Source organism: Streptomyces sp. NPDC021356, from assembly GCF_040641015.1.
Classification (GTDB): Bacteria; Actinomycetota; Actinomycetes; order Streptomycetales; family Streptomycetaceae; genus Streptomyces.
The window spans coordinates 1-15410 of sequence record NZ_JBFACU010000021.1; the positions used below are offsets into that span (position 1 = coordinate 1).

Consider the following 15410-nt stretch of genomic DNA (forward strand, 5'->3'; position numbering starts at 1 on the left):
CACCTCCACCCTACACCTTTTACCCCCCACCCCTATTTGCTTATTTGTGGGGTCCTTCGCGGGGCGGGGTGGGTTGAACGGTCGGGGGGGGGGGGGCGCCCCCCCCCCCCACCCCGCTCCGGCTCGACGGCCGGGCACGCCTTGCTGGGGCCGGCCCCGGCCGGAGCCGGCCACTCGACGCAGCCCCGCCGGACGACACGGGGCGCAGCCGCACCCGGGGTCCGGGGGCGCGGCCCCTGGCGGGGCCGAAGGGGCAGCGCCCCTGGGCGGCGGGGGCGAAGGACTCCCTGCGCACCCCGAACGCGCCGGGCACGGCGACCGCCGCCGTCAGCCCTCCTCGCCGACCCGGCCCTCCATCGCCAGCAGTTCCTCGTTCGGGATGGCCCCGCCGAAGCGGCGGTCGCGGGAGGCGAACTCCACGCAGGCCCGCCACAGGTCGCGGCGGTCGAAGTCCGGCCACAGCACGTCCTGGAAGACCATCTCGGCGTACGCGCTCTGCCAGAGCAGGTAGTTGGAGGTGCGCTGCTCGCCGCTCGGGCGCAGGAACAGGTCCACGTCCGGCATGTCCGGGTAGTACAGGTACTTCTGGATGGTCTTCTCGCTGACCTTGGACGGGTCGAGGCGGCCGGCCGCCACGTCCTCGGCCATCGCCTTGGCCGCGTCCGCCAGCTCCGCCCGGCCGCCGTAGTTCATGCAGAAGTACAGCGTGATCAGGTCGTTGTCCTTGGTCTGCTCCTGGGCGACCTGCAACTCCTTGGCGACCGACTTCCACAGCCGGGGCATCCGGCCCACCCAGCGCACCCGGACGCCGAGCCCGTCGAGCTGGTCGCGGGACTTGCGGATGAAGTCCCGGTTGAAGTTCATCAGGAAGCGCACCTCGTCGGGCGAGCGCCTCCAGTTCTCGGTGGAGAAGGCGTACAGCGAGATGTTGCGCACGCCGATCTCGATCCCGCCCTGGAGCACGTCGAGGACGCGCTCGGCGCCGACCTTGTGCCCCTCGGTGCGGGGCAGCCCGCGCTGCTTGGCCCAGCGGCCGTTGCCGTCCATGACGATCGCCACGTGCTCGGGGACGAGTTCGCCCGGGAGCTTCGGCGCACGCGCGCCGGACGGATGCGGCTCGGGCGCGTCGTACTCGCGGCGCCGTCCTCCCAGGAACCCGCGTACAGCCATGTGGTTCTCGTCTCCCTCGTGTCCCTCTTGCTTCTGCTTCTTACTTCTCGACGTACCTGAGCGAGCGCAGCCCGCGCTCCAGGTGCCAGTGCAGATAGGCGGACACCAGCCCGCTGCCCTCCCGCACGTACCGCGGCTCGCAGGCGTCCGCGGTTCCCCAGTCCCCCGTGAGCAGGGCGCCCAGCAGCGTGAGCGTCTGCGGCGAGGGTACGACACTGCCCGCCACCCGGCAGTCGACGCAGACCGAGCCGCCGGAGGCCACCGAGAAGAACCGGTTGGGCCCCGGCATGCCGCACTTCGCGCAGTCGCCGAAGCTGGGCGCGTAGCCGTTGACGGCCAGCGAGCGCAGCAGGAACGCGTCCAGCACCAGGTGCGGGGCGTGCTCACCGCGGGCGAGGGTGCGCAGTCCGCCGACCAGCAGCAGGTACTGCTGGACGGCCGGCTCCCCCTCGTGGTCCGTGAACCGCTCGGCCGTCTCCAGCATGGCCGTCCCGGCGGTGTACCGGGCGTAGTCGGTGACGATCCCGCCGCCGTACGGAGCGATGGTCTCGCTCTGCGTGCACAGCGGCAGCCCGCGCCCGACCAGCTCGCTGCCCCGCGCGAAGAACTGCACGTCCACGTGTGAGAAGGGTTCCAGCCGGGCCCCGAACTTCGACTTGGTCCGCCGCACCCCGCGGGCCACGGCACGCACCCGCCCGTGACCCCGCGTGAGCAGTGTGATGATCCGGTCCGCCTCACCCAGCTTCTGGGTGCGCAGCACGATGCCGTCGTCGCGGAACAGACTCATGCGCCCATTGTCGCGCACGGCGGGAGCGGCCCCGCCCCGCCTTCAGGGCACCTCCCCCCGGCTGCGGGCGTTCGCGTACGCCGTCGCCGCGCTGAGCCGCTCGGCCGGGGTGGCCGCCCGCACCAGCTCCGGCAGGCAGTCCCACTCCCGTCCGCCGCCGAGGGGGCGCAGCTGGACGTACGGCCCCTCGTGGCCCATGACCACGCCGATGCGCCCGGTGCCGGTGTCGAGGGCGTAAGCCCCGACCGGCGGACACGGCCCGCTCACCGCAGGACCGCGGCGAGCCGTGCGGCCGTCTCCACGGAGCAGCGGCCCAGCTCCACCAGCGGGCAGGGCGCCTCGCGGGCGAGCCCTGCCGGGTCGAGCCCGAGCGAGGGCAGGGTGATTCCTGCTTTTTCGAGAGCGGTACGCAATTCAACGATTGTTTCCTCCGCTTCCTGAACACAGACCGCCGAGTGAGTCGAGTGTTGCCGTGGTGCCACTGCGCGCTTCCTCCCTTTCCTTTTCTCCGGGATTTCCGTTATCCCAGAGTTTTACGCTTCGTGTCTCCACGATGACGTTCCGCGTCTACACTCGGAAGGGTTTCGGGCCCTACAAGAAGAGGGCTGCACAAGGGGGTTGGCGATGGCCAACGGTTCACGCCAGGCGGTCTGGGAGTTCTTCGGCACGGAGCTGAAGCGCCGCCGGGAGAACGCCGAGCTGACGCAGGTGGAGCTGGGCGCGAGGGTCTTCGTCTCGGGCGGCTACATCGGCCAGTTCGAACAGGCGATCAGAAAACCACAGTTGGACGTGGCCCAGCGGATCGACGAGGTACTGCAAACCGACGGTATTTTCGAGCGGTTGTGCAGAAAGCTGATCGATGATCCGCGGTACGCGGATTACTTCGCCCACGTGGTGGAGTTGGAGCGGTTGGCCACGAGAATCTGCGAGTTCGCGCCTACGGTCGTTCCGGGCCTGCTCCAGACGAAGGCGTACGCCCGCGCGGTAACGATCGCGGCGAATCCCTTCAAGACCGACGCCTACGTCGACGAGATCGTCGCCGCGCGCCTGGAAAGGTCCCTGATCCTCGACGACGCGGCACGCCCCGAGTACTGGGTGACCCTGCACGAAAACGTACTGCGCATCCCGGTCGGCGGCCCGCAGGCCATGGCCGCGCAACTGGACCACGTCGTACGGCTGGTGCACGAGCGCTCGGCGGTGGCGACGGTGCTGCCGTACGCGGCGGGGGCGCATGCGGCTATGGGCGGGTCACTGAAGCTCCTGGACTTCGAGGACGCGCCGCCGGTCGCCTATACAGAGACGGAGTATTCGGGGACACTCATCGATGATCCGGCCGTAGTGAAGCACACCCTGCGCACATACGATCTGCTGAGGGTCGCCGCACTGTCGCCGGAGGCGTCCCTGGCCCTGATCGAATCGGCGGCGGAGGACTTCAGACGATGCGCGAGTACGACCTGACCAACGCCCGCTGGCAGAAGAGCAGTTACAGCAACGGGCAGGGCGGCGACTGCGTAGAGGTCGCCCGCGACTTCCCGGGCGCCGCCCGCTGGCGCAAGAGCACGTACAGCAACGGCGAAGGCGGCAACTGCCTCGAAGTAGCCGACGGAGTCCCCGGTATCGTCCCCGTCCGGGACAGCAAAGTCCCGGACGGCCCCGTGCTGGTCGTGCGGGCGGCGGCCTGGGCCCGCTTCGTCGGGGGCGTGGTGCGGGGGTAAACCCCCGAGCCGACAAGCCAGTTGGCCGGATAGGGCGGACAGCCCCCTTCCGTGAAGCTCGTCGCATGACCACACAGCGCACGGGCAACACCACCCGCAGCCGTAACCGCTCCCGCCGCGACGCCGCCCTCGTCGGTGTCTCCGCCGTACTCCTGGGAGTCACCGCACCCGTGACGGCGTCGGCCGCCGCCGCTCCCGCGCACCGAGAGGACACCCTCACCTGGACGAAGTGCGAGGGCACCGGCCTCGACACCCGGCAGCGGTGCGCGACCCTGGACGTCCCCATGGACTACGCCGATCCGCACAGCCCGCGCATCTCGATCGCCGTCTCGCGCATCCCGAGCGAGAAGCCGTCCGCGCGGCGCGGGGCGCTGCTGCTGATCCCGGGCGGGCCCGGCGGGTCCAGCCTGGACGACCCCTCGGGCAAGGGGCAGAAGCTCCCGAAGGCGGTGCGCGAGGCGTACGACCTCGTCGGGTTCGCGCCGCGCGGCCTCGCGCCCTCCACGGCGGTGGACTGCGGCCTCGACCACGTCGGCCTGGCCACGACGAGGCTGCGCCCGTGGCCGGCCGCCGACGGTTCGATCGCGGGGAACCTGGCCGACGCGCAGCGCATGTCGCAGGCGTGCGCGAAGAACGGCGGGGAGCTGATGCGGCACCTCAGCACGGCCGACGAGGCCCGTGACATCGACCGCCTCCGGGCGGCGCTCGGCGAGAAGAAGCTGTCCGCGTGGGGCGTGTCGTACGGGACGTACGTCGGAGCCGTCTACAACCAGCTCTTCCCGCGGCGCGTCGACCGCATGGTGCTGGACAGCAACGACAACCCGGACCCGACCCGGGTCAACCGCGCCTGGCTGGGCGCGCACGAGCAGGGCGTGGAGGACACCTTCCCCGACTTCGCGGCCTGGGCGTCCCGGCCCGGCAACCCGGACCGGGTGGCCGAACGGGCCGCGGACGTACGGCCGCTGTTCCTGCGGCTCGCCGCCCGCCTGGACCGCGACCCGATCCCGTGGCCCGGCGCCAACCCCGAGGAGCTGAACGGGAACGTGCTGCGCCAGACCATGCTGGACAGCTTCTACTCCCCGGCGAACTACCCGGACCTGGCCGAGCTGATGCTGGCCGCGCAGCGGGGCACCGTACCGCCCGCGCCGCAGGGGCCCCCGGAGGCGGTGCTCCAGAACGTCGCGGCCGTGGGCGCCGGAACCCTCTGCAACGACGTCGCCTGGCCGCGCTCGGCGGCGGCGTACGAGAAGGACGTGGCGGACAGCCGCGCCGCGTACCCGCTCACCGCGGGCATGCCCCGCAACGCGATGCTGTGCGCCGCCTGGCCCTACCCGCCCCGTCAGGAGCCCGTACGGATCACCGACCACGGACCGTCGAACGTGCTCCTGGTGCAGAACGAGCGGGACGTGGCCACCCCGCTCGGCGGCGCCCTGAAGCTCCGCTCGGCGCTCGGCCGGCGCGCGGTCATGGTCACCGTGAACTCCACGGGCCACGGCGCCTACCTGGCCAACGGCAACGCCTGCGGCGACCGCACGGTCTCCCGCTTCCTGGCCACGGGCGTGCGGCCGGACACGGACCTGTACTGCGGCTGACCGGACCCGCCGGTCAGTCCCGCTCGGACCCGTCGACCATCCAGGTGCCGTCCTCCTCGTCGTCGACGCGGACCTCCAGCTCCCGCAGGCTCATGCCCGCCTCCCACAGCTCCGTGAAGCGCTTCATGCGCTCCTGGACGTGGTCGTGGCGGGCGATGAGCCGGGTCCTGACGTTGACGTCGCGCAGGTCCTGGTCGATCTCGAAGGACGCCTCCTCGTCGTAGACGATGAAGTCGTTGGTGGTGCCGCGCTGGAGGTGCGGCGGCAGCTCGGGCAGCACCGACACGCGCACCTCGATGCGCAGCAGCTCCTGTTCCTCGCACAGTCGCAGCAGCCGGTCGTCGAGTTCGCGGGCGCTCTCCAGCAGGAACACCCGGCGGACCGTGACGCCCCGCTCCTGCACCGCCTCCTGCTGCGCCTGGAGATAGCGGGTGGCGGGCTCGCTGTTCCAGAACTCGCGGTCCACGGAGGTGCTGGTGGCGCAGATGGACTCCTCTGCGGCCCGGGTCAGGGACAGCATCCAGTCGTGGTTCTCGCCGGGGCACTCGGCGCTCAGGTTGGTGAGGTCGGTCATGTGGCCGACGACCCGGCTCATCTCCAGGCGGACGAACGTGTAGAGGATCGACGGCCCGGGGGCCAGCACCTCGGCGAAGTTCTTGGCCAGTTCGGGCACCCCGTCGGCCCTGATCCGGGCCGGCTGGAGGTAGGGCTCGTCGGCGGGCCGCTCCACCTCGGCGAGCCGGCTCTCCACGAGTTGCCGCATGTCGTCGGTGTGCCGGGTGAGGCCGGTGTCCAGCTTGTCGTCGTGGCGGCGCAGGCCGTCGCGTACCGCGGCGGCGGTCTCGGCCAGCAGGGTCTCCGTGCGCCGGGCCTGCGCCTCCAGGCGCCTGGCCTGCTCGTCCGTACGCCGGTCCAGGCCGAGGACGTGCTGCACGAGGACCGCAGCCGCAGCGCACAGGGCGGCGGCCCCGGCCTGCCGGGACACCGCGGTCTGCGGGGCCAGCAGCGCGGTGACGGACCAGGCCAGGGCGCCCGTGACGACACCGGCCGCGATACGGCGCAGCCAGCGCGACGGGCCGGGGCGCCGCGCCCGTAACGCGTCCGTCGCGAGGGCCGCCCGGACTCTGCCGACTGGGCCGGACCTCCGCCGCTCGCCGGTCCGGCCGGCCTCGCCGGGCGTGCCGGGCGCCGGAGCGGGGATCGCCGCGCCGGGCGGCCTGGCCGCGCCGGACGCGGCGGCGGTGCCGGTCGTGCTCTCGGGCTGGGGTGACTGTGCCGTGCTCATCTCGCTTCTCCCCCCGTTGGGATACGCGTCGGATCGGGATGCGGGGACGTGCGGTGGGGGACCTGGCCGGGCGTCCGGTCAGGGAACCGGCTCCACCTCCCGGTGCAGCGAGGAGATCGCGTGCAGGGTGAGCTGGTCGCGGATGCGCTGCACCTGCGCCTGCCACTGGCGGGTGAAGCCGGGCCGTTCCTCCAGCGCGTCCCAGAGCGGGGCCAGCTCCGTGGCCACCCGGGCCCGTGGCATCCACAGGTGCAGCAGGTGGTCGACGGCGGGCCGCAGCACCCGGACGACGGTGGAACGGTCCCGCTCCCCCGCTCCGGCCCGGGCGGGCGGGGCCTGGGCCCCCAGGCTGACGCCGTCCAGCAGGCGGACCAGGGTGGTCAGCAGCCAGTCGTGCAGGGCCAGGTCGTCGCAGAGCCCGGCGATGTCGGCGGTGGACGTGCCGGCGGGTACCCGGAGCCGTACGGTGCGCAGTTCGTCCTCGGCGAGCGTGAACCGCTCGATGGCCGGGCCGGCGTCCCCCTCGGCGGGCAGGGCGGCCCAGCGCAGCCGGGTGGGGCGGGAGCGCAGGGGCGGGCAGTGGTCGAGCAGGGGGTTGCGCAGCAGGCGGGTGAGCAGTCCGTCGGCGACGAGGCCCACGTCGAGGTCGCCGTGGCGTCCGCCGCCGAGCACGCCCTGGGCGACCGCCTCCGACGGCACTTTCCCGAACGGTTCCAGGAGGCCGGGCCGCACCAGGTACTGGCCCCAGGGGCGCCGCTGGTCGGGTCCGGCGGCGGTGAGGCGGAAGTACGCGGAGGTCTGCAGGACGCGGCCCTCGGTGAGCGCGGCCCGCGCGGCGACCGTGCCGACGGCGCGGACCCGCGCGCCGTTGACGCTGGGCAGCGGGCAGTCGACGCCGGTGAGGGTCTCGGGGGAACGCGCGTAGAGGTTGGGGCGCTCGGAGAGCAGGACGCGTTCGTCGGCGCGCAGTCCGAGGAGCTGGGCCGCGGCCCGGATGTCGAGGGCCTGCCCGGCGGGCAGCAGGCAGGTACGGATCTCTCCGCAGGCCAGCACAGTGTGCGGCGCGGTCTTCGCGGGCCCGGCAGCCGCCCGGTCCCGACCCCTCACGGCGGTCGTGTCGGCCATGTCACGGCCCCGCGTAGAACACGTAGGAGACGCGGTCGGCCACCGAGTCCGGCACGGTCACCCGCTCGCGGGCGGACCGCTCGGCGACCTGGTCCAGTGCTCCGCGGTCCACCTCGATCTGATCGAGCACCACCCGGACGGCGTGCTCGACGGGCAGGAAGCGGCTGGGCAGCACCGAACAGGTCCGGTACGCGGCGAACGGGTCCGCCCGCTCGTTGAGGCGCAGCAGCGCGGGCAGGTCGTCCCAGTCGTCGGGGAAGGCGTCGGCGCTGTGCGGGTGGGGGTCGAAGACGGGGTCGCCCTCGTTGCGCAGCAGTCCGAGGCGGCCGAGCTGCCACACCGCGGCGAGGAACGGGCAGGACCAGGTGCGGCGCCCCTCGGCGTCGTCGCTCCACAGCTCGACGTCGAGGAAGACGGAGTGGCGGCGGACCGCGGTCTCCCTGGGCGGCTGCCAGGCGGCGGCGGTCTTCATCGCCTGCGGGGCGCGGGCGACGGGGCTGCGCTCGCCGTTGGCCAGCCAGCCGGTCTGCGCGGCCGGGGGGCGGTTGCCGTAGCTGCCCGGCGGGGGTTCCTCCACGAGCCGCCCGGCCACCGCCTCGGCCACGGGAACCTTGCCGGTGACGGCGCAGCCGGACTCCCGGGCCAGGTAGTCGACGACCAGCCCGGCCCGCTCGGCCTCCGCCAGCAGCATCGGGACCAGTTCGGCGGGGCTGGAGAACCGGGCGAAGTAGTCGTCGATCAGGAAGCAGGTGCTGACGCGGGGCCGCCGGGTGCCGGTGCGGACCGCCGCGGCGGCGCGCGCGGCCTCCGCCCAGGGCCGTACCTGGGCGAAGTGCTCGCGCAACCGCTGCGGGCCGGCCTCGAAGTCCTCCATGTAGAGGTGGCCCAGCTCCAGCGACAGGTGGGACAGCGGCACCGCCTGGGTGCGCGGCTCGGCCGCGGTCTCACGGAACACGGCCTCCGTCACAGCTGCCCCCAGTACGTGTCGTCCGTCAGGCGCCGGGCCAGCTCCTCCAGCGCCTCCAGGGTCTCCTTGTTGGCTATCTGGGTGGAGAGCACGTCCTCCTCGGTGATGAGCTGTTCGCGCCACTGGAGGATGGGTTCCAGGGGCACGATGCCGACGACGACGCTGTCGCCGATGCGGTGCTCGGCGGCGAGCCGGCGCAGCGTCTCGTCGCAGGCCTGCATCCAGGCGGCCTGGGCGGGCGAGCCGTGCGACCACAGCGGCGACTCCGGGTCCGGTACGGCGGCCCGCACGAAGCGGATCGACGCCCGCAGGGTCTGCTCGTCGTGGCCGCGTTCCACGCCGCCCCTGATGATGCCGTGCTCCTTGTGGACCAGTCCGGACGCGGCGATCACGTGCTGCCGGGTCCAGCGGTGGAAGACGAGCCAGCGGTGGGGGACGTTGCGCATCCGGGGGTGGGCGGTGGCCGCGAGGACCATGTCGACGGCGTAGCTGCGGCCCGCGCTGAGGTCCACCACGATCAGGTCGAACTCGGTGTTCAGCCGCAGCAGCAGGTCGATGCACCGCTCCAGGGCCTCCTCGCCGGTGGCGAACTCGCCGCCGCCCGCGTCGCCGGGGAAGAGGACCAGCCGGCCGGACTGGTTGGGGCGGGCGCGCAGCAGGGGGTGCTCGGTCTGCCGCCAGACGTCGATCCTGGCGGGTTCGGTGATCTCGCCCTCCAGGTAGGAGTGCAGGCCGCGTTCCTCGGTGCCGCGCATCGCGCCGGGGACGTCGAAGACGGCGGCGGCCGTCGGCGAGCCGAAGTCGAAGTCGACGTAGGCCACGTGGTCGCCGGTGAGGGCCCGCTGGTAGGCCAGGTTGGCGCTGGTGACCGAGCGGCCCGTGCCTCCCTTGTCGGAGGCGGCGAAGACGAGCACGGCTCACACCTCCTGCGCGGCGGCGCCCCTGGCCTGGGCCAGGGTGTCGAGTTCCTGGAGGACGGGCAGGGCCAGCGCGAAGGCGGTGGCGGGGCGCTCGTCGAGCAGGTCGCGGGCGTGCTCCAGGCGGCTCTCGATGCTCCGCATCGTGCGGCCCCGGCCGCCGTCGGCTCCCGCGGACGCCTCCAGTTGCTCCTTGCCGAACAGGTGGGTGGCCTCGCTGAGCAGTTCCCGGGCGAGCTGGGCCAGTTCGGGGCTGCGGATGGGCTGCTGCTCGTACAGGTTGCGGGCGGCCACCAGGCACTCGGTGAGGCGTTCGGTGATGCTCCAGGACAGGCGCGGGCCCGCGTCGCGCGCGTCCGGGTAGACGGTCCGTACGTCGTCCCAGAGGTCGGCGCCCACGCCGTCCTCGATCCGCCGGTTCCACAGGTGTTCGAAGGTCTGCTCGGCCAGCCGCAGCAGGCGGTCCTGGGCGTCGATGTTCCGGGAGAGTTCGGCGAGCTGGATGATGCGTTTGAGGAGCTGGGCGGAGAAGTCGGTCATCCGCCACAGGAGGAGGCCGCCGGAGCGTTCGGAGCCGGCGAGCGGCATGGTGACGCCCGGGTTGTGCAGGGTGATGACGGGGTCGTTGCGGGTCATCCGGCTGGTGACCCGGCCGCGGTCGGCCAGGCGTTCCATGATGGCGACGGTGCGGGTCAGGTCGTCGTCGGTGGCCTTCCTGCGGACGAGGTCGTGGACGAGGATGGCGGCGACGGTCAGGGAGAAGTACTCGGACTCCAGGCGCAGGCCGGTGGTCTGCCAGGGCAGGTCCTCCAGGGGCCAGCGCTCGCTGCCGAACCGGGCGACGGCGGACCAGTACTGCTGGCTCAGCTCCCAGCGCAGGCGTAACGCCTCGGCGAGCTTCTGCTGGTCGGCGTCGAGCAGACCGAGGGTGAGGGTGCGCTCGGAGAACAGGTCCTGGATGCCGTCGAGGGCGACCACGGTGAAGTACACGTAGGGCAGCCGGTCGGCGATGCCGTCGGGCTGGCCGGGGACCTGGACGTCGAGGTCGGTGACGTGCGGCGCGTCCCGCACCACGCCCCAGGCCCAGCCGCACTCGAAGAGCTGGCTCTCGTCGCGGATGCTCTCGTCGACCTGGATGCCCCGGGTGAGGCTTTCGATGATCGTGGCGCGCAGCGGGCGGAAGCGGCGGGCGAACTGCTGGAGGACGGCCCGGTCGGACTGCCGGTTCTGCCCGATGACCTGGATCAGGCGCCTGCCCTGTTCGGACTCGGCGTCGAAGACGTTGACCGTGAAGGAGCGCAGGAGGCTGATCATCGCGGCGGTCAGCCGGGCGTTCGTGGCCTCTCTCAGCTCGTCGATCGCCCTGCGGACCTCGGGGCGGGTCGTGGTGCCCTCGTAGACCTTGAGGAAGCCGAGGGTGGCCAGGCACAGCGTGACGGACATGGAGTAGGAGTCGACCACGCCCAACTGCGCCTGGTCGTGGGTGATCTCACCGCCCGCGTCGGCGGATTTGAAGTAGTGGCCGCCGGAGAAGGTGGGGCTGTCGTCGGGGCCGGTGTGGGTGCGCATGAACTGGTTGAGCGCGGTGATCAGGTTGGGCGGGATCTCCAGTCGGCTGCCGATCCCCTCCAGGGCGCGCAGGACGTCCCGCTCGGTGGTGTCGGGCTGGTCGAGCCGGAACGCGGGCACCTCGGTGGCGGGGTACAGCAGGCACAGCAGGCGCTCGGCGTCCGCGACGCTGCTCAGCCCGTCGGTGTCCCCGGTGACGAGCTTGCCGTCCTCGAACGAATGACGGGCCGTGGCCCGCCAGATGTCCAGCAGATGCTGCCGTGGCTTGATCTGCATCCCCGCACCCCTCGTACAGATCCCGTTGCCGTCCGCCCGTGCCCGTGCTCAGACATGGTCCCCGTTCCTACGGAGCGGCAATCTCCCCTTTGCGCCGCCCCAGAGCGAGGATCATCCCCTCGTGTCCCGGCCGCACCACGTGGTGCAGGTCGTGGATCTCCAGCTCGGCGGTGAACGGCTCCAGGCTCTCCCGGGCCCGGGCCTCGTTGACGCGGTAGGCCGGGTACCGGTGTTCACCCACCCGGTAGCCGACCGACTCCTTCATGAACGCCACCGCGAACGGGGCCCGGTCGCCGAGCGCGTTCATGAAGCACCGTACGCCCCGCTGGAACTCCTCGGGACACTCGGACATCGAGTCGGCGACGAAGAACATCGTCCCGATGTCCCAGCGCCGGCGTCCGTCGAGGTCGAAGAGGTTGGCCCGCTCCACCCGGGTGATCTCGCTGACCCGGCCCCTGGGTTCGACGTCGCGGTAGGCCGGCGCCTCGCGCAGCACCTCCCAGAAGGCGTCCCACTCGGCACCGAAGCCCTCGGGAGCGATCTGCCGCTCCAGGTACTCGATGTTCGGAGGGGCGTACTCCAGCAGGAGGACCTTCTCGCACCAGGGCAGCATGGACAGCGCGGGATACAGGTTCGCGCCGGCCCCGACGTCCACGCCCCGCGCCGAGCCGGGGGCGGATCCGGCGAAGCAGCGGCTGAAGTGGTCGCGCAGCAACCGGACGATCTGGAGATCGGCTTCGAGCGGGGTCCGGTAGTTGTTGTCGACGTACACCTCTGGATCGAACTTCGACCACGGTGCGTCAGCGTTGCGATCCATAGTCACCCTGCCGCGTCCCATTCGTTTGCGAGCCGATCGGTGTGCGCGAGCCCCGTGGACACCGGCAGATGAGCGGCAGACGTCGTTCCCCGCACGGTAGGCCAGAAACACGTCGGTCCTCCCGCCCAGGCCGCGCCCGGTGCACCCCGGCGCACGTCAGCACAGCCGGGCGCACTCCCTAACTCGCCCTTGCAGAAAGGAACTTGGAGACCCCACTGTGGCAGAACGAGCAGCCGGCCGCCACACCGATGCCTCAGCCCTTCGAGTGAGCGCACCGGCTCCCGTCGGATTGACGTCCGCAGGTCCTCACTGGGGGGTGGCATGACCGCCGAACCGCTGGAACGCTTCTTCGACCGCCACGAGCAGCTCACCGCACCCGTGCCCTTCCCGGGCCCCCTCGTCCTGCGCCCCGCGCAGGAGAGCGACCTGCCCGAACTGCAGAGGCTGGACGAGGAGGTCTTCCAGGAGGTCGCCTACCCCGGTTTCCTGCTGCGCCAGCTCTACGACATGTACGCGGAGCACTTCCTCGTCCTCGACGACGGCACGGGCCGGCTGCGCGGCTACGTCCTGGCCGCCACCACGGCACTGGGCCGCGACAGCTGGATCCTCGGCCTGTGCGTGACCCATGACCGGCGCCGCCACGGACTGGGCCGGGAACTGATGGAGGAGGTCCTGAAGCGGCTGCGCCGCAGCGGCATCCAGCGGGTCCGGCTCACCGTCGAGCCCTCCAACCGGGCCGCGATCCTCCTCTACCGCTCCCTGGGCTTTTGCCCCGAGGAACCCGACGCCGGCCTGCGCCCGGACTACTTCGGCCCCGGCATGGACCGCCAGGTGCTGCGCCTGCACCTCGCCCCGGGCCGCTGAGCACCAAAGGCTCCTTTCGGGTCAGCGCGGCGGCGGCACGAAGCCGCGCACGTAACGAGCCTGCCAAGGCGTCTCCACCGCGTGCCGGTCGTAGTGCTCCCGGACATAGGCGACCGCCTCCTCGGGTGGTACGCCGTCCAGTACGGCGAGGCAGGCCAGTGCCGTGCCGGTGCGGCCCCGGCCGCCCGCGCAGGCGAACTCCACGCGGTCGGTGGCCGTGCGCCGCCAGCCCCGCGCGAACTGCTCGCGGGCCGCCGCACGGTCCGCGGGGAGGCGGAAGTCGGGCCAGCGCAGCCAGTGCGACTCCCAGGGGAACTCGGGCGGCGGCTTGCCCAGGAGGTAGACGCCGTAGGTCGGGGCGGGTGCCGCCGGGTCGAGGGGGCGGCTGAGGCCCCTGCCCCGCACCAGCCGGCCCGACGGGAGCCGGAGGACGCCGGCGGCGTCTTCGTCCCAGCAGGGCTCGGACCGCTCACTCATGGGCGTGGCGCTCCCTTCCTCCGTGTTCCGGTGCGGCGCGGCGACTATACAAGGCAGGTGTCGTCGCCCACCGCCCTTCCCGGGAGTCCGCATGACCTTCCCCGCACCGCTGACCGGTGTCGTGCCGCCCGTGTGCACCCCGCTGACCCCGGAGCGCGAGGTGGACGTGGACTCGTTGCTGCGGCTGGTGGACCACCTGGTGGCGGGCGGGGTGCACGGGCTGTTCGTGCTCGGTTCGACCTCGGAGGCGGCGTTCCTGACGGACCGGCAGCGCCGGCGGGTGGTGGAGGCCGTCGTGAGGCATGTGGGCGGGAGCCTGCCGGTGCTGGCCGGGGCCATCGACATGACCACCGCCCGGGTGCTCGACCACGTGAGCGCGGTCGCGGCGGCCGGGGCGCAGGCCGTCGTCGTCACCGCCCCCTTCTACGCCCGCGCCGCCCATCCGGCGGAGATCGCCCGCCACTACCGGTGTGTCGCCGCCGCCAGCCCGGTCCCGGTGCTCGCCTACGACATCCCGGTCTCCGTGCCCGGCAGGCTGCCCGCCGCGCTGGTCCTGGAGCTGGCCGCCGAGGGGGTGCTGGCCGGGCTGAAGGACTCCAGCGGGGAGCTGGGCGGCTTCCGGGAAGTGGTGGCCGGGGTGCGGGAGGCGTCCGGCACCGCCGGGTTCAGCGTGCTCACCGGGTCCGAGCAACTGGTCGACGCGGCGCTCGCGCTGGGCGCCGACGGCGCGGTGCCGGGCCTCGCCAACGTCGACCCGCACGGCTTCGTCCGGCTCTACCGTCTGGCGCGCGCCGGTGACTGGGAGGGCGCGCGGACCGAGCAGGAGCGGCTGTGCGCGCTGTTCGGGCTGACGCGCGCCGGGGACCCGGCCCGGATGGGGCCGGGCTCCTCCGCGCTGGGCGCGTTCAAGGCGGCCCTGCACCTGCGCGGCGTCATCGACTGCCCGGCCACCGCCGAACCCCAGGTCCCGCTGACGGCACCGGAGGTGGACCGGGTGCGCGCGCACCTCGCCGCAGCAGGGCTGCTGTAGTCACCGGCTCACGGCCGACCGGCCCCCTCGTGCCCCCGTGGTGCGGTCACGACGGTGTCCTCGCCGCCGCCAGCAGGCGGGTCACGTCGTCCGTGGGGATGGTCAGCGCCGCGCCCACCGTGGCGAGGGCGTCGCGTTCGGCGGGGGTGTAGGGGCCGTCGGCCAGGGCGACGCGGGCGGCCTGGAGGAGGATCGACTCGCGGCCGGCCGGGGCCAGGTGCGGAGCCAGCGGGTCGAGCGCCTCGTGCAGCTCTATGGTCAGTCCGGGGGCGCACGGCTGGTCCTCGTACACCCGGCCGGTGTCCGCGGCCAGCGCCTCGACCAGGGCGGCCAGCTGCTCCTCGGTGCAGTCGGCGAGCCCGGCGGCCCGGACGGCACCGGCGGCCGTCTCCAGGGCCGTGCGCGAGGACGTGCCGCCCGCGGAGAGCACCGCGAGGGCGGCGGTGTGGACGGCGTCGCGGAGCATCGCGGAGAAGCGGGACGTGGTCGGATGGTCCAGTGCCTCGGTGCCGAAGTGGCCGGTGCAGGCGGCGCACTCCACGACCGGCCCGGCGGCGCCGCGCGGCAGCAGCGGCACCCCGAGGACGCTGAAGCGGCGCCGGCCGCTCAGCCGCTGGTAGTTGCGGTCGCCTCCGCAACCGGGGCAGAAGAACTCGCCGTCTCCGACGGGTGTCCAGGCGGTCCGGGTGCCCAGTATGCGGGCAAGCCTGGCGGCACGGCCGTTTCGTCCCCGTACTGGCAGCACGTCGCACCTCCGTAACCACGCGGCAACATCGCCGCGTGGGCGTGATGTTAGCCACATCGGTGAGGCTGAGTCAG

General features: G+C 72.7%; 17 protein-coding genes. 5 read left to right on the top strand and 12 right to left on the bottom strand.

Features of this window, described 5'->3' with window-relative positions; translation table 11 throughout:
- Positions 1-327 precede the first annotated feature (327 nt).
- The 4 genes from AB0G56_RS26275 to AB0G56_RS26290 are packed head-to-tail and all read right to left on the bottom strand — an operon-like array spanning position 328 to position 2439.
- Entirely contained in the window at positions 328-1170 is an 843-nt protein-coding gene (locus tag AB0G56_RS26275) for an isoprenyl transferase (protein ID WP_360973372.1), read from the bottom strand.
- 40 nt (positions 1171-1210) lie between these two features.
- A complete protein-coding gene (recO, locus tag AB0G56_RS26280; RefSeq protein WP_360973374.1) occupies positions 1211-1957 on the bottom strand; it encodes a DNA repair protein RecO in 747 nt (248 codons plus the stop codon).
- A gap of 42 nt (positions 1958-1999) precedes the next feature.
- Positions 2000-2224 (bottom strand): hypothetical protein, encoded by a 225-nt coding sequence (locus AB0G56_RS26285; protein WP_360973578.1) that lies wholly within the window; start codon positions 2222-2224, stop codon positions 2000-2002.
- Positions 2221-2439 (bottom strand): hypothetical protein, encoded by a 219-nt coding sequence (locus AB0G56_RS26290; RefSeq protein ID WP_360973376.1) that lies wholly within the window; start codon positions 2437-2439, stop codon positions 2221-2223. Before AB0G56_RS26290 ends, AB0G56_RS26285 begins: the two co-directional genes overlap by 4 nt.
- 142 nt (positions 2440-2581) lie before the next feature.
- Between AB0G56_RS26290 and AB0G56_RS26295 the strand changes: the two genes are divergently transcribed.
- The 3 genes from AB0G56_RS26295 to AB0G56_RS26305 all read left to right on the top strand — a co-directional run bounded on the left by AB0G56_RS26295 (position 2582) and on the right by AB0G56_RS26305 (position 5264).
- On the top strand, positions 2582-3415 hold the full coding sequence (locus tag AB0G56_RS26295; protein WP_360973556.1) for a helix-turn-helix transcriptional regulator: 834 nt from the start codon (positions 2582-2584) through the stop codon (positions 3413-3415).
- Positions 3397-3672 carry a DUF397 domain-containing protein gene (locus AB0G56_RS26300; RefSeq protein ID WP_360973378.1) on the top strand — a complete coding sequence of 92 codons (276 nt, stop codon included), beginning with the start codon at positions 3397-3399 and terminating at the stop codon, positions 3670-3672. The genes AB0G56_RS26295 and AB0G56_RS26300 overlap by 19 nt, the downstream gene beginning before the upstream one ends.
- Before the next feature lie 65 nt (positions 3673-3737).
- Positions 3738-5264, top strand: coding sequence for an alpha/beta hydrolase (locus AB0G56_RS26305; protein WP_360973380.1), 1527 nt, complete (start codon positions 3738-3740; stop codon positions 5262-5264).
- Between the two features lie 13 nt (positions 5265-5277).
- On the opposite strand, the gene AB0G56_RS26310 is transcribed toward AB0G56_RS26305, so the two are convergent.
- The 6 genes from AB0G56_RS26310 to AB0G56_RS26335 all read right to left on the bottom strand — a co-directional run bounded on the left by AB0G56_RS26310 (position 5278) and on the right by AB0G56_RS26335 (position 12220).
- On the bottom strand, positions 5278-6549 hold the full coding sequence (locus tag AB0G56_RS26310; protein ID WP_360973382.1) for a hypothetical protein: 1272 nt from the start codon (positions 6547-6549) through the stop codon (positions 5278-5280).
- Between the two features lie 78 nt (positions 6550-6627).
- The gene (locus AB0G56_RS26315; protein WP_360973384.1) at positions 6628-7674 is read right to left on the bottom strand and encodes an SCO2521 family protein; all 1047 of its coding nucleotides are present in this window, start codon (positions 7672-7674) and stop codon (positions 6628-6630) included.
- Position 7675: 1 nt separating this feature from the next.
- The gene (locus tag AB0G56_RS26320; protein ID WP_360973386.1) at positions 7676-8641 is read right to left on the bottom strand and encodes an SCO2522 family protein; all 966 of its coding nucleotides are present in this window, start codon (positions 8639-8641) and stop codon (positions 7676-7678) included.
- Positions 8638-9555, bottom strand: coding sequence for an SCO2523 family variant P-loop protein (locus AB0G56_RS26325; protein WP_360973388.1), 918 nt, complete (start codon positions 9553-9555; stop codon positions 8638-8640). The genes AB0G56_RS26320 and AB0G56_RS26325 overlap by 4 nt, the downstream gene beginning before the upstream one ends.
- Positions 9556-9558: 3 nt before the next feature.
- Positions 9559-11403, bottom strand: coding sequence for an SCO2524 family protein (locus AB0G56_RS26330; RefSeq protein WP_360973390.1), 1845 nt, complete (start codon positions 11401-11403; stop codon positions 9559-9561).
- A gap of 67 nt (positions 11404-11470) precedes the next feature.
- Positions 11471-12220 (bottom strand): SCO2525 family SAM-dependent methyltransferase, encoded by a 750-nt coding sequence (locus tag AB0G56_RS26335; protein ID WP_360973392.1) that lies wholly within the window; start codon positions 12218-12220, stop codon positions 11471-11473.
- A 321-nt stretch (positions 12221-12541) separates the two neighbouring features.
- On the opposite strand from AB0G56_RS26335, the gene AB0G56_RS26340 reads away from it, so the two are divergent.
- Positions 12542-13084 carry a GNAT family N-acetyltransferase gene (locus AB0G56_RS26340; RefSeq protein WP_360973394.1) on the top strand — a complete coding sequence of 181 codons (543 nt, stop codon included), beginning with the start codon at positions 12542-12544 and terminating at the stop codon, positions 13082-13084.
- A 21-nt stretch (positions 13085-13105) separates the two neighbouring features.
- Here AB0G56_RS26340 and AB0G56_RS26345 read toward each other — a convergent pair whose 3' ends face one another.
- Positions 13106-13561, bottom strand: a complete 456-nt coding sequence (locus AB0G56_RS26345; RefSeq protein ID WP_360973396.1) for a protein phosphatase — start codon at positions 13559-13561, stop codon at positions 13106-13108.
- 91 nt (positions 13562-13652) lie between these two features.
- On the opposite strand from AB0G56_RS26345, the gene AB0G56_RS26350 reads away from it, so the two are divergent.
- Complete coding sequence (locus AB0G56_RS26350) at positions 13653-14591, top strand: dihydrodipicolinate synthase family protein (RefSeq protein ID WP_360973398.1); 939 nt, start codon at positions 13653-13655, stop codon at positions 14589-14591.
- A 46-nt stretch (positions 14592-14637) separates the two neighbouring features.
- On the opposite strand, the gene AB0G56_RS26355 is transcribed toward AB0G56_RS26350, so the two are convergent.
- The gene (locus AB0G56_RS26355; RefSeq protein ID WP_360973400.1) at positions 14638-15336 is read right to left on the bottom strand and encodes a TerB family tellurite resistance protein; all 699 of its coding nucleotides are present in this window, start codon (positions 15334-15336) and stop codon (positions 14638-14640) included.
- Positions 15337-15410: the final 74 nt, after the last annotated feature.

Bases quoted from the DNA above. Each gene is read 5' to 3' on its own strand.
- AB0G56_RS26295 (WP_360973556.1), top strand. From the start codon at position 2,582: ATGGCCAACGGTTCACGCCAGGCGGTCTGGGAGTTCTTCGGCACGGAG.
- AB0G56_RS26330 (WP_360973390.1), bottom strand. From the start codon at position 11,403: ATGCAGATCAAGCCACGGCAGCATCTGCTGGACATCTGGCGGGCCACG.
- AB0G56_RS26305 (WP_360973380.1), top strand. From the start codon at position 3,738: ATGACCACACAGCGCACGGGCAACACCACCCGCAGCCGTAACCGCTCC.
- AB0G56_RS26340 (WP_360973394.1), top strand. From the start codon at position 12,542: ATGACCGCCGAACCGCTGGAACGCTTCTTCGACCGCCACGAGCAGCTC.
- AB0G56_RS26345 (WP_360973396.1), bottom strand. From the start codon at position 13,561: ATGAGTGAGCGGTCCGAGCCCTGCTGGGACGAAGACGCCGCCGGCGTC.
- AB0G56_RS26335 (WP_360973392.1), bottom strand. From the start codon at position 12,220: ATGGATCGCAACGCTGACGCACCGTGGTCGAAGTTCGATCCAGAGGTG.
- AB0G56_RS26310 (WP_360973382.1), bottom strand. From the start codon at position 6,549: ATGAGCACGGCACAGTCACCCCAGCCCGAGAGCACGACCGGCACCGCC.
- AB0G56_RS26300 (WP_360973378.1), top strand. From the start codon at position 3,397: ATGCGCGAGTACGACCTGACCAACGCCCGCTGGCAGAAGAGCAGTTAC.
- recO (WP_360973374.1), bottom strand. From the start codon at position 1,957: ATGAGTCTGTTCCGCGACGACGGCATCGTGCTGCGCACCCAGAAGCTG.
- AB0G56_RS26275 (WP_360973372.1), bottom strand. From the start codon at position 1,170: ATGGCTGTACGCGGGTTCCTGGGAGGACGGCGCCGCGAGTACGACGCG.
- AB0G56_RS26315 (WP_360973384.1), bottom strand. From the start codon at position 7,674: ATGGCCGACACGACCGCCGTGAGGGGTCGGGACCGGGCGGCTGCCGGG.
- AB0G56_RS26350 (WP_360973398.1), top strand. From the start codon at position 13,653: ATGACCTTCCCCGCACCGCTGACCGGTGTCGTGCCGCCCGTGTGCACC.